The 25324-nt window shown below is 68.7% G+C and carries 21 protein-coding genes; 17 read left to right on the top strand and 4 right to left on the bottom strand.

Features of this window, described 5'->3' with window-relative positions:
- The first annotated feature begins 141 nt into the window (after positions 1 to 141).
- The 4 genes from uraH to smpB all read left to right on the top strand — a co-directional run bounded on the left by uraH (position 142) and on the right by smpB (position 3153).
- Positions 142 to 501 (top strand): hydroxyisourate hydrolase, encoded by a 360-nt coding sequence (uraH, locus tag BLQ77_RS09475; protein ID WP_089958264.1) that lies wholly within the window; start codon positions 142 to 144, stop codon positions 499 to 501.
- Between the two features lie 98 nt (positions 502 to 599).
- Complete coding sequence (locus BLQ77_RS09470; protein ID WP_008887157.1) at positions 600 to 1268, top strand: response regulator; 669 nt, start codon at positions 600 to 602, stop codon at positions 1266 to 1268.
- Positions 1265 to 2614 (top strand): ATP-binding protein, encoded by a 1350-nt coding sequence (locus tag BLQ77_RS09465; protein ID WP_089958261.1) that lies wholly within the window; start codon positions 1265 to 1267, stop codon positions 2612 to 2614. The genes BLQ77_RS09470 and BLQ77_RS09465 overlap by 4 nt, the downstream gene beginning before the upstream one ends.
- A 68-nt stretch (positions 2615 to 2682) precedes the next feature.
- A complete protein-coding gene (gene smpB / locus BLQ77_RS09460) occupies positions 2683 to 3153 on the top strand; it encodes an SsrA-binding protein SmpB (RefSeq protein WP_008887117.1) in 471 nt (156 codons plus the stop codon).
- A 348-nt stretch (positions 3154 to 3501) separates the two neighbouring features.
- Here the strand turns inward: smpB and BLQ77_RS09455 are convergent, their stop codons facing one another.
- Complete coding sequence (locus tag BLQ77_RS09455; protein ID WP_242661670.1) at positions 3502 to 4143, bottom strand: VPLPA-CTERM sorting domain-containing protein; 642 nt, start codon at positions 4141 to 4143, stop codon at positions 3502 to 3504.
- A 431-nt stretch (positions 4144 to 4574) separates the two neighbouring features.
- Here BLQ77_RS09455 and xrtD point away from each other — a divergent pair, with 431 nt between their 5' ends.
- The 4 genes from xrtD (at position 4575) to BLQ77_RS09435 (ending at position 11115) form a co-directional block, all read left to right on the top strand.
- Positions 4575 to 6182 carry a VPLPA-CTERM-specific exosortase XrtD gene (gene xrtD / locus BLQ77_RS09450; RefSeq protein WP_040384714.1) on the top strand — a complete coding sequence of 536 codons (1608 nt, stop codon included), beginning with the start codon at positions 4575 to 4577 and terminating at the stop codon, positions 6180 to 6182.
- A gap of 232 nt (positions 6183 to 6414) precedes the next feature.
- Entirely contained in the window at positions 6415 to 8910 is a 2496-nt protein-coding gene (locus tag BLQ77_RS09445) for a tetratricopeptide repeat protein (protein WP_089958258.1), read from the top strand.
- Between the two features lie 166 nt (positions 8911 to 9076).
- Positions 9077 to 9931 (top strand): 3-mercaptopyruvate sulfurtransferase, encoded by an 855-nt coding sequence (gene sseA, locus BLQ77_RS09440; RefSeq protein WP_089958256.1) that lies wholly within the window; start codon positions 9077 to 9079, stop codon positions 9929 to 9931.
- Positions 9931 to 11115, top strand: coding sequence for an amino acid aminotransferase (locus BLQ77_RS09435; protein WP_089958253.1), 1185 nt, complete (start codon positions 9931 to 9933; stop codon positions 11113 to 11115). The genes sseA and BLQ77_RS09435 overlap by 1 nt, the downstream gene beginning before the upstream one ends.
- 176 nt (positions 11116 to 11291) lie before the next feature.
- Here BLQ77_RS09435 and BLQ77_RS09430 read toward each other — a convergent pair whose 3' ends face one another.
- The gene (locus tag BLQ77_RS09430) at positions 11292 to 11636 is read right to left on the bottom strand and encodes an antibiotic biosynthesis monooxygenase family protein (RefSeq protein ID WP_089958249.1); all 345 of its coding nucleotides are present in this window, start codon (positions 11634 to 11636) and stop codon (positions 11292 to 11294) included.
- 175 nt (positions 11637 to 11811) lie between these two features.
- Between BLQ77_RS09430 and BLQ77_RS09425 the strand changes: the two genes are divergently transcribed.
- The 7 genes from BLQ77_RS09425 (at position 11812) to BLQ77_RS09395 (ending at position 19715) form a co-directional block, all read left to right on the top strand.
- Positions 11812 to 12504, top strand: a complete 693-nt coding sequence (locus BLQ77_RS09425; protein WP_008886924.1) for a hypothetical protein — start codon at positions 11812 to 11814, stop codon at positions 12502 to 12504.
- Positions 12505 to 12568: 64 nt separating this feature from the next.
- On the top strand, positions 12569 to 13564 hold the full coding sequence (gene deoC, locus BLQ77_RS09420) for a deoxyribose-phosphate aldolase (RefSeq protein ID WP_089958247.1): 996 nt from the start codon (positions 12569 to 12571) through the stop codon (positions 13562 to 13564).
- A gap of 180 nt (positions 13565 to 13744) precedes the next feature.
- Positions 13745 to 14776 (top strand): BMP family protein, encoded by a 1032-nt coding sequence (locus BLQ77_RS09415; RefSeq protein WP_089958244.1) that lies wholly within the window; start codon positions 13745 to 13747, stop codon positions 14774 to 14776.
- Complete coding sequence (locus BLQ77_RS09410) at positions 14776 to 16317, top strand: ABC transporter ATP-binding protein (RefSeq protein ID WP_089958241.1); 1542 nt, start codon at positions 14776 to 14778, stop codon at positions 16315 to 16317. Before BLQ77_RS09415 ends, BLQ77_RS09410 begins: the two co-directional genes overlap by 1 nt.
- Positions 16318 to 16433: 116 nt before the next feature.
- The gene (locus tag BLQ77_RS09405) at positions 16434 to 17480 is read left to right on the top strand and encodes an ABC transporter permease (protein ID WP_089958239.1); all 1047 of its coding nucleotides are present in this window, start codon (positions 16434 to 16436) and stop codon (positions 17478 to 17480) included.
- On the top strand, positions 17477 to 18424 hold the full coding sequence (locus BLQ77_RS09400) for an ABC transporter permease (protein ID WP_089958236.1): 948 nt from the start codon (positions 17477 to 17479) through the stop codon (positions 18422 to 18424). Before BLQ77_RS09405 ends, BLQ77_RS09400 begins: the two co-directional genes overlap by 4 nt.
- 1 nt (position 18425) lies before the next feature.
- Positions 18426 to 19715, top strand: a complete 1290-nt coding sequence (locus tag BLQ77_RS09395) for an amidohydrolase family protein (RefSeq protein WP_089958234.1) — start codon at positions 18426 to 18428, stop codon at positions 19713 to 19715.
- Positions 19716 to 20070: 355 nt separating this feature from the next.
- Here the strand turns inward: BLQ77_RS09395 and smc are convergent, their stop codons facing one another.
- Positions 20071 to 23526 carry a chromosome segregation protein SMC gene (gene smc / locus BLQ77_RS09390; RefSeq protein WP_089958231.1) on the bottom strand — a complete coding sequence of 1152 codons (3456 nt, stop codon included), beginning with the start codon at positions 23524 to 23526 and terminating at the stop codon, positions 20071 to 20073.
- A gap of 189 nt (positions 23527 to 23715) precedes the next feature.
- Here smc and BLQ77_RS09385 point away from each other — a divergent pair, with 189 nt between their 5' ends.
- Complete coding sequence (locus tag BLQ77_RS09385; protein ID WP_089958229.1) at positions 23716 to 24186, top strand: GNAT family N-acetyltransferase; 471 nt, start codon at positions 23716 to 23718, stop codon at positions 24184 to 24186.
- Positions 24187 to 24189: 3 nt separating this feature from the next.
- Here BLQ77_RS09385 and BLQ77_RS09380 read toward each other — a convergent pair whose 3' ends face one another.
- The gene (locus BLQ77_RS09380) at positions 24190 to 24588 is read right to left on the bottom strand and encodes a hypothetical protein (protein ID WP_089958226.1); all 399 of its coding nucleotides are present in this window, start codon (positions 24586 to 24588) and stop codon (positions 24190 to 24192) included.
- Between the two features lie 175 nt (positions 24589 to 24763).
- On the opposite strand from BLQ77_RS09380, the gene BLQ77_RS09375 reads away from it, so the two are divergent.
- A complete protein-coding gene (locus tag BLQ77_RS09375) occupies positions 24764 to 25321 on the top strand; it encodes an HdeD family acid-resistance protein (protein ID WP_089958224.1) in 558 nt (185 codons plus the stop codon).
- The last annotated feature ends 3 nt before the right edge of the window (positions 25322 to 25324 follow it).

The following is a 25324-nucleotide window of genomic DNA, read 5'->3' as shown; positions in this document are numbered from 1 at the left end:
TGCCCCTCCTGCCCTGGGTCATCGTGGATCGTTGTCATAGTCGGTTAAACGCGCTCTAGTCTGGACAAAACCGCTAAGGGCGGACCTGCGAGCGCGGCCCTGCCCCGCTTATCCGCCTTGCCCAAGAAAGGAGCAAGAGGAATGGCCGAAGGGTATCTCACCACCCATGTACTCGACACCGCCCGCGGCGTGCCTGCGCAGGGCGTGAAGATCGCGCTCTACAGGGTCTCGGACAATTCGCACCGCAAGCTCGCCGAGACCGAGACCAATGCCGACGGCCGTACCGACAGACCGATCCTGCCCACGGAGAAATTCGCCCCCGGCACCTACGAGCTGGTGTTCTTCGCAGGCGACTACCTGAGGGCCACCGGTCAGGCCGGCGAAGAGCCCCTCTTCCTTGACCAGATCCCGCTGCGTTTCGGCATGTCCGACCCGGACGCACATTATCATGTGCCGCTGCTGCTCTCGGCCTACGGATACTCGACCTACCGGGGAAGCTGACAACGCGGTCAAGCAATCGTGCGGCGGCGCCCTCTTGTCCGCAACCTTCGGGGCCGGGTATCCCTGAGGCCACCGACCTTCCCCCGGGACCGAGGCCCATGCGTGTACTGATCGTCGAGGATGATGCCCTGCTCAGCGACGGTCTTCAGGCCGGGCTGCGGCTGTCGGGCTTTTCGCCCGAGGCGGTGTCCTGCTGCGACGATGCCCGCCACGCCCTGCTCAGCGAGGGGTTCGAGGCGATGGTGCTGGATCTCATGCTGCCCGACGGCTCCGGGCTCGACCTGCTGCGGCGGTTGCGCGCCGAGGGCTCGAGCCTGCCGGTGCTCATGCTCACCGCCCGCGACGGGCTCGACGACCGGGTGGCCGGGCTCGATGCCGGGGCAGACGACTATCTCGGCAAGCCCTTCGAGCTTCCCGAGCTCTCGGCCCGGCTGCGGGCGCTGCTGCGCCGGGCGCAGGGACGCTCCGAGAACCTGCTGAGCTGGAACGGGCTCACGCTCGACACCGCGCGGATGACCGGCCTGCGCGACGGACGCGAGATCGCCTTTGCCCGCCGCGAGTTCGGCATCCTGCAGGCGCTGATGGAGCGCCCCGGCGCGATCCTCGGCAAGCCACAGCTCGAGGAACGGCTCTATGGCTGGCAGGAGGACGTCGAGAGCAACACCGTCGAAGTGCATATCCACCACCTGCGCGCCAAGCTCGGCAGCGGCTTTATCCGCACGGTGCGCGGCGCAGGCTACCGGCTGGCACCGGAAGGCACGACATGACCTCGATCCGCGGGCGGCTGCTGGCGATCCTGCTGCTCGCGACCGGGCTGATCTGGCTCGCGGCGGTGGTCTGGACCCAGCATTCCACCCGGCGCGAGGTGATCCACGTGCTCGACCGCCGCCTGCAGGAGTCGGCGCAGATGGTCGCCTCGCTGGTCGGCGAAGGCGGGCTGGCGGCGGATGCCGCAGCCTCGGCGATGGTGCAGCGGCACGCGGACGCGGACGGCTTCGCGCTGCGTCACCAGCTGTCCTGCCAGATCTGGGGACTCGATGGCGAGCTCATCAGCGAGTCGCAGGGCGCGCCGAACGGCACGCTCGGGGGCAGCCGCGAGGGGTTCAGCGAGACCCGGGTCGATGGCGAGCTCTGGCGGGTCTACACGCTGGTCGATCCCGAGCACGGTTTCCGGGTCATGGTGGGCGACGCACAGGCGATGCGCGACCACCTCGTGCGCGGCGTGACGGTGGGGCTCATGGTGCCGATGCTGCTGGTGCTGCCGCTTCTGGCCGGGCTCATCTGGTGGACCGTCGGGCGCGGGCTGCGACCGGTCGACCGGCTGGGCGCCGCGCTCTCCGCCCGCGACGCGAGCGACCTCAGCCCGATCGGCACCGACGGCGCCCCGCGCGAGCTGCATCCGATGATATCGGCGCTGAACGGGCTGCTGCGGCGGGTCGGACAGGCCCGCGACCGCGAGCGCAGCTTCACCGCCTTCGCCGCGCATGAGCTGAAGACGCCCTTGGCAGGTCTCAAGACCCAGGCCGAGGTCGCCCGCATGGCCCCCGACGACTCGACCCGCGACAACGCACTGGACCAGATGGCAGAGGGCGTGCGCCGCACCGACCGCATGGTGAAGCAGCTGCTCGAGATGACCGCGGTCGAGCATGGCGTCAGCGCCGAGCCTGCCGACCGGCAGGACGGCGCGCTGCTTCTCGAACGGGTGGCCGCGGACCTGACGCAGCTCGCCTCGGCCCGCGGGGTGAGCATCCGGACCGAGGCAGCGCCGGGGCTCTGGTCGACCGCCTCGGCGACGCTTCTGCAGGCTGCGCTGCGCAATCTCATCGAGAACGCCGTGCAGGCCTCGCACCCCGGCGGCGCGGTCGAGGTCGCGCTGTCGCAGGAGGACGGGCAGGCGCGGTTCCGCGTCGCCGACCGCGGCCCGGGTATCGCCGAGGCCGACCGGCCGCATGTGCTCGAACGGTTCTACCGCAGCGCCGGTGCGGCGGGCGGCGGCAGCGGGCTCGGCCTCTCCATCGTCGCGTCGGCCGTCGAGCGCATGGGCGGCACGCTCCGCCTAGCCCCGCGCGAGGGCGGCGGCGAGGTCGCCGAGCTGATCCTTCCCGCCGAATAGCGCTGCTTGCGCGCGGCCTGATGCGCCAGCTTATGGACAGGCGGCGCGCGGGATATTACATGCACGCAATGGCCCAACCGAAGACAGACCCGAACTACAAGGTGATCGCCGAGAACCGGCGGGCACGTTTCGATTACGCGATCGAGGACGACCTCGAGTGCGGCATCGTGCTGTCCGGGTCCGAGGTGAAGTCCCTGCGAGAGAACACCTCCAACATCGCCGAGAGCTACGCCGCCGTGGAAAACAGCGAGTTGTGGCTGGTGAACAGCTACATCGCCCCCTACGAGCGGGCCATGTTCGGCCACGAGGAGCGCCGCCGCCGCAAGCTGCTTGTGTCCAAGAAGGAGCTCGCGCGGCTCTGGAACGAGACCCAGCGCAAGGGCATGACCATCGTGCCGCTGGTGCTCTACTTCAACCACAAGGGCGTGGTGAAGCTGAAGGTCGGCATCGCCAAGGGCAAGAAGAACCACGACAAGCGCGAGACCGAAGCCAAGCGCGACTGGAACCGCCAGAAGCAGCGGCTGCTGAAGCAGGGCTGAGTTTTTCTCGAAGGTTTGGGTGACGCGGCTTTGGGTTGGTGCGGATTCTCGGGCCGGCTTGGTGCGGATTCCAACCGACCGAGCTGGCGCTTGTTGCCGAGCCCTCCTCGAGCCGTAGCGCGTTGTCCGGCAAACCTCGCGCCAGAGGTCGACACCCGACACCCGACACCCGACACCCGACACCCGACAGATCTCGGGCCGCGGCGCATAGCTCGCCAGCCCCTTGGTCTGGAAAAGTCCGGCAGCCCCCGGCCATGAAAAACGGACTGTGCAATTCTGTGACAGCCCGTCAGGGTCTTGCTGTGTCCGGAACTCAACGCACGACTTCTGTCGCGCAACTGTGAACGATCAGGCCGCCATCCGCTTCCTGCGACGCGGGGCAAACCCGAGCCCGCCCAGCGCACCGATGAGCAAAATCCCCGCCGCCGGCAGCGGCACCGGGGTGACCGAGTTGACGCAGGAGTCGGACGCACCACCCGAAAGCCCCTGAAGATGGAGACCGAAACGCAGTTCGCCCGAGGTCAGCGCACTGATGAGCGACCCGAAGTCCCCGGCGATGTCGAAGATGAAACCCGCGGTCTCGGCTTGCTGGATACCGTTGAAGTCACCGGGCCAGAGCCGGTTGTACTTGAAGGTCAGCGTGAACCCGACGTTGGACCCCTGCGGCAACGTTCCGCCTTTGGAGCGGATCATGTTGACGGTGCCAACAGTCTCGGCGGCATCATTGGTTTGCGGGACGCCCGAGAAATCACTCGGTGACGAGTCGTCCACAAAAACCGTGCGAATGAAATAGTTCATTGCCGGAGCAGCCGCGCTCACGATCTGGAACAGCGCCTTGCCGGCACCAAGATCGGTCACATCGAGCGTGAAGTTCGAAGCATAGGCGTCGCCCGCCGTGCTTCCCCCTGCGATAGTGTCGAAGCCGAACGTGACCGCATTCGCCTGCTGGGATCCACCAAGCAACACCCCTGCGCCGAGCAATCCCGCCATCGCCAGATTTCAGAGTTTTGGTCAGGAAATTCATGTCAGCTATCCTAAAGCAGACCCTTCAAGGAAAATCTCCAAAGGCAAAATGAAAAAACGTCCGAGCATCGCAATCACATAGATTCCGCAGATGTTGCCGGCTTCCCCTCCCCGAGACATCTCCCCGCCGCTCAAGAAGCGGTCAAATCGGGTGCAGTTGATGCTCTGACCAGCAGTCGACACGCGCTGCGGGACTGCACACCGGATGCCAAGCCGACCAGGGCGGCACCCGGAACGATGCCCGCCCCACAGAAAAACTTACACGTCGGCACCGCGAGTGCTTCGCGCCGAACGCAGGTTTGCCACGATTTCCCAAGTCCGACCTTGCCACGCGGCGCCAATCTGCCGCAATATCGCGCCTGATTGGTTTATTTCTTATGTCCGGAGTCGATTCGCTGATGTCAGACAGCGCTGAGTCTCGCTTTTTTGCACGTCCCGATTTCCGGTCCTACGACCCGATTGGCTTTCCCCTGTTCGCAGCCCTTGTCGTCGTGGCCCTGCCGATCTTCTGGCTGGGGCTGCAATCGCTCGGCGCCGCGTGGATCACGCCCGAGTACAGCCACGGGCCGGTCATCCCGCTGATCTCGCTCTACCTCTTCCTCAGGGAGCTGCGCCACGATCCCACGCCCGCCCCATCCGAGCCCGCCACCCGCTGGCCCGGGGTCGCGGTCATCCTGCTGGGCCTCGCCTTCGGCATCTTCGGCAATCTCGTGCGGATCCCCGACGTCGTCACCTACGCGATGATCATCTGGATCGGCGGCATCGTTCTGACCGGCTTCGGCTGGCAGCGCGGCAGGACCCACCAGCTTCCGGTCCTGCACCTGGTCTTCATGCTGCCCCTGCCGCAGTTCGTCTACTGGCACCTGACCATCGTCCTGCAGCTGGTGTCGTCCGAGCTCGGCGTCTGGTTCATCCGGCTGGCGGGCGTGCCGGTCTATCTCGAGGGCAACGTCATCAACCTCGGGGTCTACAAGCTGCAGGTGGCCGAGGCCTGCTCCGGGCTGCGCTACCTGTTCCCGATCCTGTCCTTCAGCTACCTCGTCGCGATCCTCTACCGCGGCCCGTTCTGGCACAAGGCGCTGATTTTCCTCATGGCCGCGCCGCTTGCGGTGCTGATGAACTCGGTCCGCATCGGCGTGATCGGCGTTCTCGTGGACCGCTACGGCATCGCGCAGGCCGAGGGATTCCAGCACTTCTTCGAGGGCTGGGTGGTCTTCGCGGTCTGCGTCGCCATTCTCTTCGGCGTCGCGGTGCTGCTACAGCGGCTGACGCCGAACCCGCTGAGCCTCGGCGACACCATCGACCTCGATTTCGAGGGGCTGGGCGCGCAGGCCGCGCGCATCCTGTCGATCCCGCCCGCACGGGGCATCGCCGTCGCGACCCTCGCGAGCCTCGCCGTTACCGCGGCCTTCGTCTTCGCGCCCCCCGCCCAGCGGGTGCAGCCCGAGCGCGAGGCCTTCGCCCTGTTCCCGCGCCAGGTCGGCGACTGGAGCGGACATGCCGAGCCGCTGGACCGGGACGTGGCGCAGGTGCTGAACGCCTCGGATTACATCAACGCAGTCTTCACCGACGCGCGCGACCCGGGGCACGAGGTGGGCTTCTTCTCGGCCTTCTACGACAAGCAGACCGAGGGCTCGGGCATCCACTCGCCCGAGGTCTGCCTGCCCGTGGGTGGCTGGGAGATGTTCTCCTTCGGCGCCACCGAGGTGAGTGTTCCCGGCACCGTCTACGGTACCTTCCCGCTCAACCGGGCGATCATCGAGAAGGGGCTGTCGCGGCAGCTGGTCTACTACTGGTTCGAGCAGCGCGGTACCCGGTTCACCAACGACTACCTCGCCAAGGCGGACGTGGTCTGGGACAGCCTGACCACCGGCCGCACCGACGGCGCACTGGTCCGCTTCGTGACGCCCATCTCCCGCGACGAGACCGAGGCGGATGCCGACCAACGGCTGCAGCGCTTCATGGCGCAGCTCCTGCCGCGCCTGCCGACCTACGTTCCGGAATGAGCCCGCCCGCCAGTATCACCTCCCCCGCGAAGGACCGTTTCCCCTGCCCGGAAGGCCAAGGCACCGCGCACGCCATATGGCCCCTCGGACCGCCCCTATGAGACCGCCAAACACCCGGATGTGACCGTCTGGCACAAAATCGGTACTGCCCATTTTCAGACGACCGCGATATATTATCGAATTAGATTATTTGCCGCCCAATTACCTCTTTCTAACATAGTGATTAGCTAGCATGACGTTTTGCATCGAACGCGTTCGCCCGAGTCGTATTGTCGCCCTTTTGCTATGCGGGGGCCTGCTTCTTACCGGCTGCAAGAGCGCCGAGGAAAAGGCCGAGATCCATTTCCGCTCCGGCATGTCCTTCCTCGAACAGAACGACGAAGACCGCGCGCTGGTCGAGTTCCTCAATGTATTCCGGTACGAGAAACACCACGAGGACGCGCTCCGGGCCTATGCCGACATCATGCGGGATCAGGGCCACATGCGCGAGGCCTTCGGCTCCTACATGGCGCTGGTCGAACGCAATCCCGATGCCATGGACGTGCGCGTGACGCTCGCCGAAATGTCGATCCGCACCGGCAACTGGCAGGAGGCCCGGCGACAGGGTGAGGCGCTCCGGAACGGGCCGCTCGACGATGCACGGACCCATGCGATCCTGCTGGCGCTGGACTACGACGCCGCCGCGCTGAAGCGCGATGACGCCGAACGCGCCCGGGTCGCTGCCGAAGCGCAGGAGCTGACCGACGCTCAGCGCGCCGAGGGCACCCCGCAAAGCGACATCCTGCTGCGCATCGTCATCGACAACCAGGCCTCTGCCAAGGATCCGTCCATCGCGCTGCCGACCATCGACGCCGCGCTCGAGGTGGACCCCGAGGCCGAGGACCTCAACCTGCTGAAGCTGCGCATCCTCACCCAGACCGGCCAGACCGAGGCCACCGGCGCGCAGCTGCAGCGCATGGTCGGGCTCTACCCGGACAACGGCGAGCTGCGGCAGGCACTGATCAGCTGGCACGTGATGGAGGGGAACTACCCCAAGGCCGAAACGCTGCTGCGCACCCAGGCGGGTGTCGATACCGGCGACAGCGACGGTCACGTCAAGGTCGTCCGCTTCCTGCTGGCCAGCAAAGGCCCCGAGGCCGCGCGCGCCGAGCTGGAGCGCCTGCAGGCCGCCAACCAGGACACCGAGCTCGGGCGTTTCTACGCCGCCATGGTCGCCTCGATGGCGTTCGAGGCCGGGCAGACCGAGGACGGCATCAAAGGGATGCGCGCCGCGCTCGAGGGTGCCGAGGAAAGCGCGCAGACCCGCGAGCACCGGGTGACGCTTGCGAAGATGCTCCTGCACAGCGGCGACGAGGCCGAGGCGCGCACGCTGGTCGACGGGGTGCTGAAGGCCGACGCCGCCAATGCCGAGGCCCTGAAGCTGCAGGCGCGCTGGCTGATCGACGCGGACCAGCCGCAGGAGGCGATCCTCGCCCTGCGCACCGCGCTCGGGCAGAACCCGCAGGACGCCGATGCGCTGACCGAGATGGCGCGCGCCCACGAGCGCAACGGCGAGGCCCTTCTGATGGGCGACCGTCTCGCCATGGCCTACGAGGCCTCGAACGCCGCCCCCGCCGAGACCCTGCGCTACGCGCGCTATCTGGTCGGCGACGGCCAGAGCGAGAAGGCGACCGCGATGCTCGAGGACCTGCGCCGGCGCGACCCGGGCAACCTCGACGCGCTGCTGCTGCTCTCCAACCTCTACCTCGGCGACCAGTCGTGGCGCGAGGCGCGGGCCGCGCTCGACGCCCTTCAGGCCATCGACACCGAAGAGGCACGCCAGGCCGCCCTGCCCCTGCAGGCCGCGATCATGCAGGGCCAGAACCGGACCGCCGACAGCCTCGCGATGCTCGAGGCCAAGGTGGACGGCGAGGTTTCCGCGGCCGACCCCGAGGCCGTGCGCTCGGTGATCCTGATCGTGCAGACCCACCTCCGCGACGGCGAGGTCGACGAGGCGCGCGCCTATCTCGACGAGGTGCTGGCGCGCTCGCCCGACGTTCCGGACCTGCGGCTGCTGGATGCGGACCTGAACGCGCTCATGGGCCGGACGGAACTTGCCGAACGCGGCTACCGCGACCTGATCGCCGACGCCCCCGAGAACGAGACCGCCGTGCGCAAACTGGCGTCGATCCTGAGCGCCTCGGGCCGCCACGCCGAGGCCGCGACACTGCTGGCGGCGGCGATCGAGCGGATGCCCGGCGCGGTCAACCTCATGGGGCTCCGCGCCAACATGCTCGAGCGTGACGGCCAGTTCGACGCCTCGATCGCGGCGCTCGAAGAGCTCTACGCGCAGGACAGCGGCAACATCTACGTTGCCAACAACCTCGCCAGCCTGCTCACCGCCCATGGCGGCACGCCGGAAAGCCTCGAGCGCGCCTCGACCATCGCCAAGCGCCTGCGCGGCAGCAATATCCCGGCCTTCCAGGACACCTATGGCTGGATCGAGTACCGGCAGGGCAACTACGAGACCGCGGTGGAGTACCTGTCGCAGGCCGCCGCGGGGCTGCCCTCCGAGCCGGTGGTGCAGGCACATCTCGCTCTGGCCTACGCCGGGCTCGGGCGCGAACAGGACGCCCGCTCGGCCTTCGACACCGCGGTGTCGCTGGCGGGCGGGACGGAACTGCCGGAGATCACCGAGGCGCGCGCCACCCTCGCGGCGCTCGCCGAGGCGGACGCAGCGAAGCCCTGAGCCACGCCCGGCGACCCGACCGGGGGAGGAAACCGGGGAGGCAGGGCGCGCAACGGGCCCAAAGTTGCGGGGCGGCGGCGCCCCGCACCCCACCCTCCTCTTGCACCCAAGCCCCCCAGCGCTTAGGAAAACACCCGACCGACTGCCCCCGGGAGGACTCCGCACGATGCACGAAGACCCCAAGACGCTTGTCTCGACCGACTGGCTGGCGAAGCATCTCAAGGATCCCGACCTTCGGGTGCTCGACGCGAGTTGGTTCCTGCCCGGCTCCGACCGGGACGCCAAGGCCGAATACGAGGCCGCGCATATCCCCGGTGCACGGTTCTTCGACGTCGACGACGTCAGCGACAACCGCTCCGAGCTGCCGCACATGGTGCCGCCGGTCGAGAAGTTCATGTCGCGGATGCGGGCGCTCGGGGTCGGCGACGGCCACCAGATCGTGGTCTACGACAGCCAGGGCATCTTTTCCGCAGCGCGCGTCTGGTGGCTTTTCAAGCTGATGGGGCAGGACGACATCGCGGTGCTCGACGGCGGCTTCCCGAAATGGCAGGCCGAGGGGCGCGAGACCGAGGACATGCCGCCAGTGATCCGCGACCGCCACATGACCGTGCGCCGCCAGAACCAGATGGTGAAGGACGTGACGCAGGTCTCGGCCGCCGCCAAGCTGAAAGACACCGAGATCCTCGACGCCCGTGCCGCCGAGCGGTTCCGCGGCGACGCGCCCGAGCCGCGCCCGGGCCTGCGCGCGGGCCACATCCCGGGAGCGAAGAACGTCCCGTACAAGACCCTGCAGGAGGCCGACGGCACGATGAAGTCGCCGGACGCCCTGCGCGCCACGTTCGAGGCCGCGGGTGTGGATCTCGGCAAGCCGGTGATCACCTCCTGCGGTTCCGGCGTGACCGCTGCCATCATCAACCTTGCCCTGACCCGCATCGGCAAGGACGACCATTCCCTGTATGACGGATCCTGGACCGAGTGGGGACAGTTCCCCACCCTGCCCGTCGCCACCGGAGATAACTGATGTTCGAGACCCTCAAGGAACAACCCGCAGACAAGATCCTCCAGCTCATGCAGATGTACCGCGAGGATCCGCGCGAGCAGAAGATCGACCTCGGCGTCGGCGTCTACAAGGACGCCAGCGGCAACACCCCGGTGATGCGCGCCATCAAGGCCGCCGAGAAGACCCTGTGGGAGACCGAAACCACCAAGTCCTACACCGGGCTGGCCGGTGATCCGGGCTTTGCCGACGCGATGGTGTCGCTGGTGCTGGGCGATTCCGTCCCGCGCGACTGCGTCTCGGCGGCGGCGACCCCAGGCGGCACCGGCGCGGTGCGCCAGGGCTTCGACCTCGTGAAGATGGCGAACCCCAAGGCCAAGGTGTGGGTCTCGGATCCGACCTGGCCGAACCACCTGTCGATCCTCAAGCACATGGGGATGGAGTTCACCCCCTACCGCTATTTCGACAGCGCGACCCGCGGCGTCGACTTCGTGCACATGATCGCGGATCTCACTGCGGTGATGCCGGGCGACGTGGTGCTGCTGCACGGTTGCTGCCACAATCCGACCGGCGCCAACCTGACGCAGGCGCAGTGGAAGGCAGTGATCGAGCTGCTGCTCGACAAGGAAGCGGTGCCGATGATCGACATCGCCTACCAGGGCTTCGGCGACGGGCTCGACGAGGACGCCATCGGCGTGCGCATGGTGGCCGAGAAGATGCCCGAGGTGATCATCGCGGCCTCCTGCTCGAAGAACTTCGGCATCTACCGCGAGCGCACCGGCCTGCTCATGACCGTGTCGAAGGACCGCTCGCGCAGCAAGCTCAACCAGGGCACGCTGAACTACCTGAACCGGCAGAACTATTCGTTCCCGCCGGATCACGGTGCGCGACTGGTGACCATGGTTCTGACCACCCCCGAGCTGCGCGCCGACTGGGCAGCGGAGCTCGAAGAGGTGCGGAACTCGATGCTGGGGCTGCGGCAGCAACTGGCGGACGAGCTGAAGCGGCTGACCAACTCGGACCGCTTCGACTTCATCGCGCAGCACCGGGGCATGTTCTCGCGCCTCGGCGCCAGCCCCGAGCAGGTCGAGACCCTGCGCCGCGACCACGGCATCTACATGGTGGGCGACTCGCGCCTGAACATCGCGGGTCTCAACAAGACCACGGTGCCGCTGCTGGCCGAGGCCATCGTCAAGTCGGGCGTCTGAGACCGTCGACCTTTCGTGATGCGGAGCGGGGCCATTCGGCCCCGCTCTGGTTTTCGCACCGCCGGGCTCTGCCCGTCGTCGCGGCGGCCGTGGCGGCGTGACGCGTCTGATCGCGGCCAGGCGTGTGGGTTGTGTACCGATGCCTCCGGCGGGAGTTTATCCGGCAAGATGAAGGATCAGCCGTGGGTGTCGAGGCTGTCCTGCGGGGCGCCGGCGCGCTCGGTCATGCCGTAGTCGCGCAGCACGTGGCAGACCTTGAGCCGGTAGTCGGCGAAGATGCCCTCGCGCCCGGCCCGCTGCGCCGCGCGGTGGTCGGTCAGGCGGCGCCAGCGCTCCACCGCCGCCTCGTCCTCGAAGAAGCTGATCGACAGCAGCTTACCCGGGTTGGTCAGGCTCTCGAAGCGTTCGACCGAGAGGAAGCCTTCGACCTCCTCGACCATTGGACGCATGGCGGCGGCGATGTCGAGGTAGTCGTCGCGGCGGCCTTCGGCGGGAACGACTTCGAAGATGATGGCGATCATGGCTGTCCTCCTGACGGCGCATCCTGCCCGCTGGGACAGGGTTTTCCAAGCGCCGGACTCCGGGGATGGCCCGGGCCGCTGCGCGCGGCCCGCGCGTGGAGCGGCGGATTCGGGCCGGGATATTCCGCTCCGGAGATTTACACCCCCTCGGGTGCCGCGTATTCGGGGGCTCGCAATGGAGTTTGACGAGATGACGGACATGTCGCGCGGTGTGGTCTACGTGGCCTGGGGCAAGGATCACGTGGACGTGGCGCGCCGCTCGGCCGCGAGCGTGAAGCGCTGGAACCCGGGGCTCGGCACCGCGATCTGGTGCAAGGACGGCGACGACACCAGCGGCTTCGACCACGCCTTTTTCATCCCCGAGGGGCTGAAGCGGCCCAAGGTGAACGTGCTGGGCGAGAGCCCCTTCGACGAGACGCTGTTCCTCGACAACGACACGGTGGTGCGGGCGGAGCTGGGCTCGTTCTTCGATCTGCTGCGCAAGTACGAGATGTGCGGCACCCAGGTGATCCTGTGGCACCGGCCGCGGCATCTGAAGAAGATCGCGCTGGACCTGCCCGAGACCTTCCCCGAGATCAACACCGGCGTGCTGCTCTACCGCAAGGTACCCGCGGTGCTGGACTTCTTCCGCGACTGGGCCGAGACCTTCGCGGCCTCGGGCATGGGCATCGACCAGCCGTCGTTCCGCGAGGTGCTCTGGCGCTCGGACGTTCGCTTCTACGTCTTCCCGCCGCAGTTCAACAAGCGCGTCTTCGAAGCCTCGGAGCTGATCTGGTCCGACGCCCCGCGCGCCCGCATCCTGCATCTCGAGCTGCTGCGACCGCAGAAGAACCCGATCCTGCGCTGGATCTCGAACCGCATCCGCTGAGCCGCGCCGCTCCCTTGCCTGCGGGCGAGGAGCGTGCGACGGTCGCCGCGACGGAGGACACCACATGGCCCAAACCACCGAGGCACCCGACATCGCGACCCAGCTTCCGCAGACCACGGAGCCGCGGAACCCCGGCATGGCGCTCGACATGGACCGGGTGATGCGGGCCACCGCCAACCGTTCGGCCATCGAGCGGCGCGCGGCGACGCTTCCGGGCCGGCGCTCGGTCAAGAAGGACCACCAGGCCGCGTGGCTGGCCCGGGCGGTGTCCTGCATCGACCTCACGACGCTGGCGGGCGACGACACCCCCGGGCGGGTGGCGCGGCTCTGCGCCAAGGCGAAGCAGCCGGTGCGCGCCGACCTGCTCGAAGCGCTCGGGCTCGAGGGGCTCACCGTGGGCGCGGTCTGCGTCTACCACGACATGATCGAGCCCTCGGTGGCGGCGCTCGAGGGCACGGGCATCCCGGTGGCCGCGGTCTCGACCGGCTTTCCCGCCGGGCTCTCGCCGTTCCCGCTGCGCCTTGCCGAGATCGGCGAGAGCGTGAAGGCCGGCGCCCGCGAGATCGACATCGTGATCTCGCGCCGGCTGGTGCTGACCGGCGACTGGGAAGGCCTCTACGACGAGATGCGCGCCTTCCGCGAGGCCTGCGGCGAGGCACATGTGAAGGCGATTCTCGCCACCGGCGAGCTTGGCACGCTGCAGAACGTGGCACGCGCCTCGATGGTCTGCATGATGGCGGGGGCGGATTTCATCAAGACCTCGACCGGCAAGGAAGGGGTGAACGCCACCCTGCCCGTCAGCCTCGTGATGATGCGCGCGATCCGCGAGTACCACGAGGAGACCGGCCACCGCGTCGGCTACAAGCCGGCGGGCGGAATCTCGAAGGCGAAGGATTCGCTGAACTACCTCGCGCTGGTCAAGGAAGAGCTTGGAGACCGCTGGCTGCGGCCGGATCTCTTCCGCTTCGGCGCCTCGAGCCTGCTCGGCGATATCGAGCGCCAGCTCGAGCACCACGTCACCGGCGCCTATTCCGCGAGCTGGCGTCACGCCATCGGCTGACGGATTTTCCGAGCCTTTCCGAAACGATGACCCGGCGGGCGCCTGTTTCATGGGCAGCGCGCCCCGCGCCGCGCGGCGCCGTGCGGGATTCTCCGCCGCCGCAACCTTGGCTCTTGTGAGACACCGGGTCCGTCCCTTACCGTTTGGTCAAAAATTGATCGCCGACAGACAGGGGGACACATGACCGACAGACGATCGCTTCTCGCCCATCTCACCCGCCGGAGGATGCTCATCGGCTCCGCCGGCTTCGCCGCCGCCGCGAGCACCGGCTTCCTGCCGCAGCGTCTCTTCGCGCAGGAGCCGATCCCTGTCGCGGGGATCTACACCGTGCCGGTGGAACAGCAGTGGGTGAGCCGCATCCACCTCGCCGCCGAGGCCGCCAAGGCGGATGACCAGATCACCTACTCCTTCTCCGAGAACACCGCGAACACCGACTATCCGCGCGTCATGCGCGAATATGCCGAGAGCGGCGCCAAGCTCATCGTCGGCGAGATCTTCGGCGTCGAGCAGGAGGCCCGCGAGGTGGTGCTCGACTACCCCGACACCGCCTTCCTGATGGGCTCGTCCTTCATGCCGGACCCGGCCTACCCGAACCTCGCGGTGTTCGACAACTACATCCAGGACGCGTCCTACCTGTCGGGCATCATCGCCGGCGCCATGACCGAGACCGGCAACATCGGCATGGTCGGCGGATTCCCGATCCCCGAGGTCAACCGCCTCATGCACGCCTTCATGGCAGGGGTGAAGGAGATGAAGCCGGACGCCACCTTCCAGGTGAGCTTCATCGGCTCGTGGTTCGATCCGCCCAAGGCCAAGGAAACCGCCTTCGCGATGATCGAGAACGGCGCCGACCTGCTCTACGCCGAGCGCTTCGGCGTTTCGGACGCCGCGCAGGAGAAGGGCATCCTCGCCATCGGCAACGTCATCGACACGCAGGCCGACTACCCCGAGACCGTGGTGGCCTCGGCGCTCTGGCACTTCGAGCCGACGCTGCAGGCGGCGCTGGCGAAGATCGCCGAGGGCAGCTTCGAGGCCGACAACTACGGGCTCTACAGCTTCATGAAGGAGGGCGGCTGCTCGCTCGCGCCGCTCGGCACCTTCGAGGGCAAGGTCCCGCAGGACGCGCTCGACATGGTCGCCGAGAAGGAGGCCGCGATCAGGGCGGGCGACTTCGAGGTCGAGATCGACGACAGCGAGCCCACCTCCTCCTGATGGCCACGCAAGACCCGGCGCAGGGCGACACCGTCCTGCGCCTCTCCGGCATCACCAAGCGGTTCGGGGCGCTCACCGCCAACGACGGCATCAGCTTCGCGCTGGCGCGGGGCGAGGTAGTGGCGCTGCTGGGCGAGAACGGCGCGGGCAAGACCACGCTGATGAACATCCTCTTCGGCCACTACACCGCCGACGAGGGCAGCGTGGAGGTCTTCGGCCAGCCCCTGCCGCCCGGCCAGCCCGGCGCCGCTCTGGCGGCGGGCGTCGGCATGGTGCACCAGCATTTCACCCTCGCCGACAACATGACCGTGCTCGAGAACATCCTGCTCGGCACCGAGCCGCTCTGGCGTCCGCGGCTGGGCCGCCCCGCGGCGCGGCGCCGGGTGCGCGCGCTGGCCCGGGACTTCGGGCTGGCGGTGAGGCCCGACGCCCGGGTCGGCACGCTCTCGGTGGGCGAGCGGCAACGGGTCGAGATCCTCAAGGCACTCTACCGCGACGCCCGCATCCTGATCCTCGACGAGCCCACTGCCGTGCTCACGCCGCAGGAAGCCGAGGCGCTGTTCCTCACCCTGCGCAAGATGGTGGCGCAGGGGCTGTCGGTGATCTTCATCAGCCACAAGCTGCACGAGGTCATGGCGATCGCCTCGCGCGTGCTCGTGCTGCGCCACGGCAGGCTGGTGGGCGAGACCGCCACTGCCACGACCACCCGCCACGCGCTGGCCACCATGATGGTCGGCGCCGAGATCGCCGCCCCTGCCGCCGCCAAGGCGCGCCCCGGCAACGTGCTGCTGCGGCTGGAAGGCGTGAGCACCGCACCGCAGGGCAGCCGCCCCGGCCTGCGCGACGTCGACCTGTCGCTGCGCGCGGGCCAGATCCTCGGGCTCGCGGGCGTCTCCGGCAATGGCCAGGGCGCGCTGGCGGACCTCCTCTCGGGGCTCGAGACGCCGGTTTCGGGCGAGCTGCGCATCGCCGGAAAGGCGCCCGCGGCCTGGAGCCCGCGCGAGGCCCTCGCCGCCCGCATCGGGCGCATCCCCGAGGACCGCCACCGCACCGGCACCATCGCCGATTTCAGCCTGACCGAGAACGCGGTGCTCGAAAGCTACGCCCATGCGCCCGCCTCGCGCCGCGGCTGGATGGACTGGCGCGCCGCCCGCCGCGACGCCGAGGCGATCATCGCCAAGTACGATGTGCGCTGCCCCGGCCCCGAAACCCGCATCCGCCTGCTCTCGGGCGGCAACATGCAGAAGCTGATCTTGGGCCGCGTGCTCGAGGCCGCGCCGCGCATCATCCTCGCCAACCAGCCGGTGCGCGGGCTCGACATCGGCGCCGTGACCTACGTGCAGAAACAGCTCATCGCCGCCCGCGACGGCGGCGCCGCGGTGCTGCTGATCTCCGAGGACCTCGACGAGATCCTGACCCTTTCGGACGTGATCCGGGTGATCTCCGACGGCCGCCTCTCGCTCGAGTTCGCGCGCGGCGAAAAGACCCCGGCCGAGCTTGGCCAGTGGATGGCGGGACAGGGGTTCGACCATGCCGCGTGACCTCTCCCCCTGCGCCGCGCCCCGGTCTTCCAATGGCGTCAAATATCCCGGGGGAGTCGCCGCAAGGCGACGGGGGCAGCGCCCCCTCCGCGCCCTCCGGCCCCGGACGACCGCCGATGCGTCTTGAACCGATCCCCGCGCCGGGCCCCGCCCGCACGCTCGGCCTGCCGGCGCTCGCCATCGCCGCCACCGTCGCCGTCGCGGCGCTGCTCGCGGCGCTCGCCGGCGCGAACCCGCTGCAGACCTTCGGCCTCATCGTGAAGGGGGCCGCGGGCTCCAGGTTCGCGATGCTCGAGACCCTCAACCGCGCCACGCCGCTGATCTTCACCGGCCTCGCCGTTGCCGTGGCCTTCCGCGCCAAGCTCTGGAACATCGGCGCCGAGGCGCAGCTCTACGCCGGAGCCCTCGTCACCGTGGTGATCGGCACCCAGCTCGGCCTGCCCGGCCCGCTGGCGATCCCGCTGATGGCGCTCGGCGCCATCCTCGCCGGTGCGCTGATGCTGCTCGGCCCGGTGCTGCTCAAGACCCGGCTCGGGGTCGACGAGGTGGTCACCACGCTGCTTCTGAATTTCATCATGGCGCTCTTCATCTCGTGGCTGCTCGAGGGCCCGCTCAAAGACCCGATGGGCATGGGCTGGCCGAAATCCCCCGCCCTGCCTCGCGACGCCCGCCTGCCGCGCATCGTCGAGGGGCTGCGGCTGCACTGGGGCTTCGCGATGGCGCTGATCTGCGCCGCGGGCGTCTGGCTGATCCAGACCCGCACCACCCTCGGCTACGAGATCCGCGCCGTTGGCCAGAACCCGCAGGCCGCGCGCTTCGCCGGCATCCCGGTGGGCCGGGTGCTGGTGAAAACGGCCCTTCTCTCGGGCGGGCTCGCGGCGCTCGCAGGCTTTTCCGAGGTCGCGGGGCTCAAGGGCAACCTGACCTCGGACCTGTCGCCGGGCTTCGGTTACACCGGCATCGTCGTCGCCATGCTGGCGCTGCTGCATCCCCTGGGCGTGGTGGTCTCGGCGCTTTTCGTGGCGGGCATCTTCGTGGGCGCCGACAGCATGTCGCGCGCCGCCGAGGTCCCCACCTACATCGCCGACATCCTGCTCGCCGCGGCGCTGCTCTTCATGGTGCTCGCCATCCTCCTGACGCGGTTCCGGCTGGTACGCGGATGACCGAGATCCTCGATATCCTGATCTCCGCCAGCTTCTGGGCCGCGGTGCTGCGCATCGCATCGCCGCTGATCTTCGCCACCATGGGAGAGCTGATCTGCGAGCGCGCCGGCGTGCTCAACCTCGGCATCGAGGGCATCATGGTGATCGGCGCCTTCGCCGGCTGGATGACCGTCTACGCGGGCGGAGGCCTCTGGACCGGCGTCGCCGTCGCCATGCTGGCCGGCATGGCCTTCGGCGCGCTGCACGGGCTGCTCACCGTGCCCTTCGGCCTGTCGCAGCACGTGGTGGGGCTGGGGATCACCATGCTCGCCACCTCCTCGGCCTACTACGCCTACCGGCTCGCCCTGCCCGAGGTCACCAACCCGCCGCGGATCGCGCCGTTCCAGCCGCTCGACATCCCCGGACTGTCGGACCTGCCGTGGATCGGCCAGGCGCTGTTCTCGCAGACCGCGCTCACCTGGGCGGCCTTTGCCTGCGTCGCGGTGGTGACCTTCGTGCTCTTCCGCACGCCGCTCGGGCTCGCCCTGCGCGCAGCAGGCGAGAACCCGCACGCGGTCGAGGCGCAGGGCCTGTCGGTGGGCGCCATCCGCATGGGCGCCGTCATCGTGGGCTCGGGCCTCATGGCTGTGGGCGGGGCGTTCCTCACCATGTCCGCCTTCTCGAGCTTCTTCTTCGAGATGGTGAACGGCCGCGGCTGGATCTGCATCGCACTCGTGGTCTTCGGCGCGTGGAAACCCGGAAAGGCACTCCTGGGCGCGCTGCTCTTCGCCGGCTTCGACGCGCTGCAGGTGCGGCTGCAGCAGACCGGCATGGGGCAGATCGTGCCCTACCAGGTGTTCCTGATGATCCCCTACCTGCTCTCGATCCTCGCGCTGGTGCTCATGTCGCGCCGCGCCGAGGTCCCCGCCGCGCTCATGACCCCCTTCAACCGCGGAGAACGCTGACATGGCCAGCTTCGACATCCTCGTCACCGGTGGCACCCTGCCCGACGGCACCGTCAAGGACATCGGCATCGCGGGCGACCGCATCGCCGCCCTCGGAGACCTCAGCGGCGCCGAGGCCGGCACCGTGATCGACGCCACCGGAGACCTCGTGTCGCCGCCCTTCGTCGATCCGCATTTCCACATGGACGCGACGCTGAGCTACGGCACACCCCGGATCAACGCGTCCGGCACCCTGCTCGAGGGGATCGCACTCTGGGGCGAGCTGAAGCAGGTCGCCACCGTCGATGAGATGGTCGACCGCGCACTGGCCTATTGCGACTGGGCGGTGAGCATGGGCCTTCTCGCGGTGCGCAGCCACGTCGACACCTGCGACGACACGCTGAAGGGCGTCGAGGCGCTGCTGCACGTGCGCGAGGTGGTGAAGCCCTACCTCGACCTGCAGCTCGTGGCCTTCCCGCAGGACGGGTTCTACCGCGACCCGACGGCACGGGCGAACACGATCCGGGCGCTCGACATGGGCGTGGACGTGGTGGGCGGCATTCCGCATTTCGAGCGCACCATGGCCGATGGCGCCGCCTCGGTCCGCGAGCTCTGCGAGATCGCCGCCGGGCGCGGCCTGCTCGTCGACCTGCATTGCGACGAGACCGACGACCCGATGTCGCGCCACATCGAGGCGCTGGCCTCCGAGACCACCCGCCTCGGCCTGCAGGGACGCGTCGCGGGCTCGCACCTGACCTCGATGCATTCGATGGACAATTACTACGTCTCGAAGCTGCTGCCGCTGATCGCAGAGGCCGGGATCGCCGCCATCCCCAACCCGCTCATCAACATCACCCTGCAGGGGCGCCACGACACCTACCCCAAGCGCCGCGGGCTGACCCGGGTCAAGGAGATGCAGAGCTGCGGCATCACCGTGGGCTGGGGACAGGATTGCGTGCGCGACCCGTGGTACGCGCTCGGGACCGCCGACATGCTCGACGTGGCCTTCATGGGGCTGCACGTGGCGCAGATGACGTCTCCGGCCGAGATGCAGCGCTGCTTCACCATGGTGACGGAGGAGAACGCGAAGATCATGCACCTCGACGACTACGGGCTGGCGGTCGGCAAAGCGGCCTCGCTGGTGGTGCTCGACGCCGGCAGCGCCATCGAGGCGTTGAGGCTGCGCCCAGACCGGCTCTGCGTGATCTCGAAGGGCAAGCTGGTCTCGCAGCAGGCCCGAAACGACGCGCGGCTTACTCTTCCCGGCCGCCCGGCCAGCGTGCGGCGGCGACACAGAGTTTCCGAGGGGTAATCGGTGGGATCCGGGTCAGGGGGCTGCCCGCCTTGCGATGGCTGTTTGCCGGGTGTGGGGCGTTGTGGTGGGGATTTGGGGCGAGATGTCGTATGGCCGTATCGCGAGGCCCGAGGGTGGAGGGGGCGCTGCCCCCGTCCGCTGACGCGGACTCCCCCGGAGTTTATCCGGCAAGATGAAGGAAGGGCGTAGCGCCCTTTACTCAAGGTTTGCCGATGTGGAAGGGGGTCCTGTGGCGGCGGTCCACCATGCGCTCGGCCGCGGCTGGTTCGGGTCACACGCGCCGCGAGGTGAGGTATTCCTGTCTGGTGGCGCGGGCGGTGAGCTTTGCGGGCTCGGCTGGGGATCTCGGAGGTCAGGCCACCATGCGTTCGGCCTTCTTGAGGTCAACCGACACCAGCTGCGACACGCCCTGTTCCTGCATGGTGACGCCGAAAAGGCGGTCCATGCGGGCCATGGTCACCGCGTGGTGGGTGATGATCAGGAATCGGGTCTCGGTGCGGCGGCACATCTCGTCGAGCAGGTCGCAGAAGCGGGTGACGTTGGCATCGTCGAGCGGTGCGTCGACCTCGTCGAGGACGCAGATCGGCGCGGGGTTGGCGAGGAACACCGCGAAGATCAGCGCCAGCGCCGTCAGCGTCTGCTCGCCGCCCGAGAGCAGCGACAGCGTCGAGAGCTTCTTGCCCGGCGGCTGGCACATGATCTCGAGCCCGGCCTCGAGCGGGTCGTCGCTTTCGACCATCACGAGGTTGGCCTCGCCGCCGTTGAAGAGGTGGGTGAAGAGCATCGAGAAGTTGCTGTTCACCTGCTCGAAGGCGGTCAGCAGGCGCTCGCGCCCCTCGCGGTTCAGCGAGGCGATGCCCGAGCGCAGCGTCTTGATCGCCTCCTCGAGATCCAGCTTCTCGGAGAGCAGCTGGTCGTGCTCTTCCTGCACCTCGCGGGCGTCTTCCTCGGCCCGCAGGTTCACCGCCCCGAGCGCGTCGCGCTGGCGCTTCAGCCGGTTCACCTCGGCCTCGATCTGCTCCGAGGGCGGCATGTCGTCGGTCGACATGTCGAGCCGTGCCAGAAGCTTGGCGGGTGTGGTCTCCTGCTCTTCCTCGATGCGCTCCGCGGCGTAGTCCACGGTCTCGCGGGCGGCCTCGACGCGGGCCTCGGAGCGGGCGCGGGATTCGCGGGCCTCGGAGGCCGCGCGCTCGGCGTCGCGTTCGGCGAGGATCGCCTCGCGCAGCGCGGTGTCGGCCCGGTCGAGCGCCTCGGAGGCGGCGTCCTTGCGCGCCTCGGCAAGCTCGATGGCCTGCCCCAGTTCGTCGCGCTTTGCCGCCAGCTCCGCCGGGGCCGAAGACGCCTCGCGCAGCTCCGCCTCGGCCGCGGTCCGGCGCTCGTCGAGCTCGGCGCTGCGCTTCTCGGCGGTCTCGAGCCGGTGGCGCCAGCCGGAGAGATCCTTGGTCACCTGCTGGGCGCGGCCCTTGCGGGCGTCGCCCTCGCGGCGCAGCTCGTCATGGGCGGAGCGGCGGGTCATCATGGTCATGCGCGCCGCCTCGACGGTCATCTTGATGTCCTCGACCTGCGCGCGGGCGCTTTCGAGATCGCCCAGCTCGGCCACGGCGCGCTCGGCCTCGAGCAGCTGCTGGCGGGCGGCGGTGGCCTCGTCCTCGTGGCGCTTCAGCGTCATCGACAGGTTTTCGAGCTTGCCCTCGGCCATGTTGCGGTCGGCCTCGGCGCGGTTCATCGCGCGGGTGGCGTCGTTGAGCTGCTGGTCGGCCTCGCGCCGCGCCTCGCGCGCCGCCTTGTCCGCCTGCGTGAGATCGGCGAGCCGCGACACCAGCGCCTCGTGCGCGGCGCGCATGCCGTCGACCCGCGCACCGACCTCGGCCATCTCCTGCTTCAGCGCCTCGAGCCGGTTGAGCTGTTCGAGCCGCAGCGCCGCGGCGGAGGGCGCATCCTCGGCCCAGGCGCGGTAGCCGTCCCAGCGCCAGAGGTCGCCCTCGACGCTCACAAGCCGCTGGCCGGGCTTCAGCAGCGGCTGCAGCCGCGCGCCGTCCTCGGCGGTCACAAGGCCGATATGGCCCATGCGGCGCACCAGCACCTCGGGAACCGAGACGTGGTGGGTGAGCGCGGTCACGCCCTGCGGCAACGGCTGGGTGGCGTCGTACTCGGGCAGCACAGTCCAGCCGGTGGGGCCGTCGGCCTCGACCTCGGGCGCGCGCAGGTCGTCGGCGAGCGCCGCTCCGAGCGCCTTCTCGAAGCCCTGCTCGACCTGCAGCCGGTCGAGGATCTGGCCGCCCTCGGCGGTGTCGCGTTCCAAGAGCCGCGAGAGCGCCGTCACCTCGGCGCGCAGCGCGTTGAACTCGCCCTCGGCCTCGGAGCGGCCGGCGCGGGCCTCGGCCTCGCGCGACTGGGCCTCGGCGCGGGCCTCGTCGGCGTCGTTCAGAAGCGCCTCGGCGCGCTCGGCCATGGCCTCGGCCTCTTCGGCGCGCGCTCGGGCCTCGGAGACGGTCTCGGAGGCCTCTTCCAGCGTCTCCCTGGCAGAGCTCAGCGCCTCGCGGGCGCCGCCGGCGGCCCCCTCGTGCCGTTCCAGCGTCTTGCGGGCGTCAGCAAGGAAACGGTGGGCGGACTGGTGGCGGGCGGCGAGCCGCGCCACGTCCTCGGTCTGCTGCGACAGGTCCGCCTCGCGCTCGTGCAGGATCGCCGCAGCGTCGCCCGCAGACTCGGCGGCCTCGGCCACGCGGTCCTCGTGGCCTTCGCCGGCGCGGGCGAGCTCGCGCTCTTCCCACTCGAGCCGCTCGATGGTCTCGCCAGCGTCACGGTTGAGCCCCGCCTCGCGCTCCATGTCGCGCGACATCTGCTCGATGCGGCGGGTCAGCGCGGCGATGCTGTCGGCCGCGGCCTTCTCCTGGTCGGCGAGCGCGTCGCGTTGCACCGACATGCGCTGCAGGATCGCGGCGGCGATGGCCTCTTCCTCGCGCAGCGGCGGCAGCGCCTCTTCGCGTTCGCCGCGGATCTTCGCCGCCGCACGTGCTGCGCCCTCGGCCTGCGAAGCCAGGGTCACCATCTCTCGGTAGGCCTGCTCCGCCGCCAGCCGGGCCTCGTCGGCCTCCTTCCAGCGCCGGTAGAGCAGCATGCCCTCGGAGCGGCGCAGGTCGGTGCCGATGGCGCGGTAACGGGCCGCCTGCCGGGCCTGCCGTTCAAGCTGGGCGAGCTGCGTCGCGAGTTGCTCGATGACGTCGTCGACGCGCAGCAGGTTGGCCTCGGTGCTGTTGAGCTTCAGCTCGGCCTCGTGGCGGCGCTGGTAGAGCCCCGAGATGCCGGCGGCTTCTTCCAGAATGCGGCGGCGGTTCTTGGGCTTGGCGTTGATCAGCTCGGAGATCTGGCCCTGCCGCACCAGCGCCGGCGAATGGGCGCCGGTCGAAGCATCGGCGAAGAGCATCTGCACGTCGCGGGCGCGCACGTCCTTGCTGTTGGCCTTGTAGGCCGAGCCCACGTCGCGGGTGATGCGGCGGACAATCTCGATCTGGTCGCTGTCGTTGAACCCGGCGGGCGCCACCCGGTCGGAGTTGTCGATGGTCAGGCAGACCTCGGCGAAATTGCGGGCAGGCCGGGTCGAGGCGCCGGCGAAGATCACGTCCTCCATGCCCGCGCCGCGCATGGCCTTGGCGCGGGTCTCACCCATCACCCAGCGCAGCGCCTCGAGAAGGTTCGACTTGCCACAGCCGTTGGGGCCGACGACCCCGGTGAGGCCGTCCGCGATGACGAGATCCGTCGGATCGACAAAGCTCTTGAAGCCCGTCAGCCTTAGGCGCGAGAAGTGCAAGATGGACTGCCCTGATTCCTGTTTTCAGCGATCTTGCCGGTTCGCCGCCCCACAAGTCAAACGCTTTGCGCTGCATGTCGCGGCTCCTTGCCAACTGTCCACAAGATATTGCGAAAATTGGCACGAAACCGTGTATTGACCAATGTCGTGTTAACGCTTTTCATCTGAAGACTTGCAAGGAGCTGCCCCATGTCGCTTGCTATCCACCCGGTATCGCCGCGTGACCCGCGCGCGATTGCGCTGCTGACAGAGAGTCACGCGCTGATGAATGCGCTCTTCCCACCGGAGGAGAACCACTTCCTCGACATCGACGCACTCTGCTGTGAGAGCATCACGCTCTTCGGCGCCGAGGAGTGCGGAGAGCTGCTTGGCTGCGCCGCGCTCGCCCGCCGCGATGGCTACGGCGAGGTGAAGTCGATGTTCGTGGCGCCCGAGGCGCGGGGCATCGGCGTGGCTCGCCGCCTGCTCGACCGGCTCGAGCGCACCGCGCGCGAGGAAGGCTTCCCGCTGCTGCGGCTCGAGACCGGCGACCGACTCGCCGCCGCGGTCTCACTGTACGAGAGAGAGGGCTATCGACGACGCGCCGCGTTCGGCAGCTATCCCGAAAGCGCCTCGAGTCTGTTCTACGAGAAACCCGTCGAGAAGCCCGTCAGAGCCTGACCCCTACCCCTCGCGGCATTCCACCGCCGCCGTTCCCCCCAGACCTTCCGTGACGAAGGCATCGTAGATCTCGCACGAGAGCACGCTGCCGCCCGGCTGCTTCGGCGCCGCCCGGCCGTCGCATGACAATCCCATCACCATCATCGCCGGATCTCCGCTTACCCAGGCGGGGATGCAGCCCGTCTCGAGGTACACGGCCTTCTGTGCGCGGGCCGCGATCGGCCCGAAGCGGGCCGGAAACTCTGGGTTGATACGCGTCACTTCGGCCATGTCATCGCGCACCCGGATTAGGAAGCGCGAGCCTTCGACCTCGGCCCCGACGGGCTCGATCCCGCGAAAGCCGGGACCGGCGGCGTTGCAGCCGAGAAGCAGCGCAAAAGCGAACGGAAACAGCGGTTTCATGGGGTCCTGCCTACCCGCAGCGTGGTTAAGGACCGGTTAAATTCTCTGACTCAACACTGGGCGACAGAGGCGGAAAAATACTTGCCTATGACATATTCGCAACACAGCATCCCACAACCACAACGGAACCCACCGCCCGGCCCGCCGTTGTCTTGGCAATCGCAGGAGACGACAGATGACCGACCACAACATGAACACGGAGCGCATGCGCAGGGGCTTTTCGGCCCCCGACTGGCGCTGGCTGCTCATCCTCGGCGCGTTGCTGATCGTGGGCGCCGTGGTGGCCTTCCTGAAGCCTTTCGAGGCCTCGCTCACCGCCGTCGCCATTGCCGCGGGCATCTTCGCACTGGGCGGCGTGCTGCAGCTCTGGATCGCCTTCCGGGACGAGGGCCGGAGCCGCGGACGTGCCGTCTCGGCGCTGATGGGGCTGCTGATCCTTGCCTTCGGCATAGCCCTGCTCGCCAACCCGCTGGCCGGGATCATGTCGCTCACGCTGATGGTGGCGGGCTTCTTTCTTGCGCTCGGTGCGCTGCGCCTGTGGCTCGGTATGCAGATGCGCGGCCAGCCGGGGCGCGGCTGGATCATCGCCTCGGGCGCGGTCTCGCTGGTTCTGGGCGTCCTCGTGATCCTCGCCATCCCGCAGATGGCAGGTGGCATGCTCGGGATCTTCCTCGGCGCCGAACTGCTGAGCTCGGGCATTGGGGCCACCGCAATGGCGCTGCGGCTGCGCTAGGCG

This window comes from Salipiger thiooxidans (genome assembly GCF_900102075.1).
GTDB classification, from domain to species: Bacteria; Pseudomonadota; Alphaproteobacteria; order Rhodobacterales; family Rhodobacteraceae; genus Salipiger; species Salipiger thiooxidans.
Note: the sequence above shows the minus strand (reverse complement) of the source record. Positions and strands in the feature narration are given on the sequence as shown.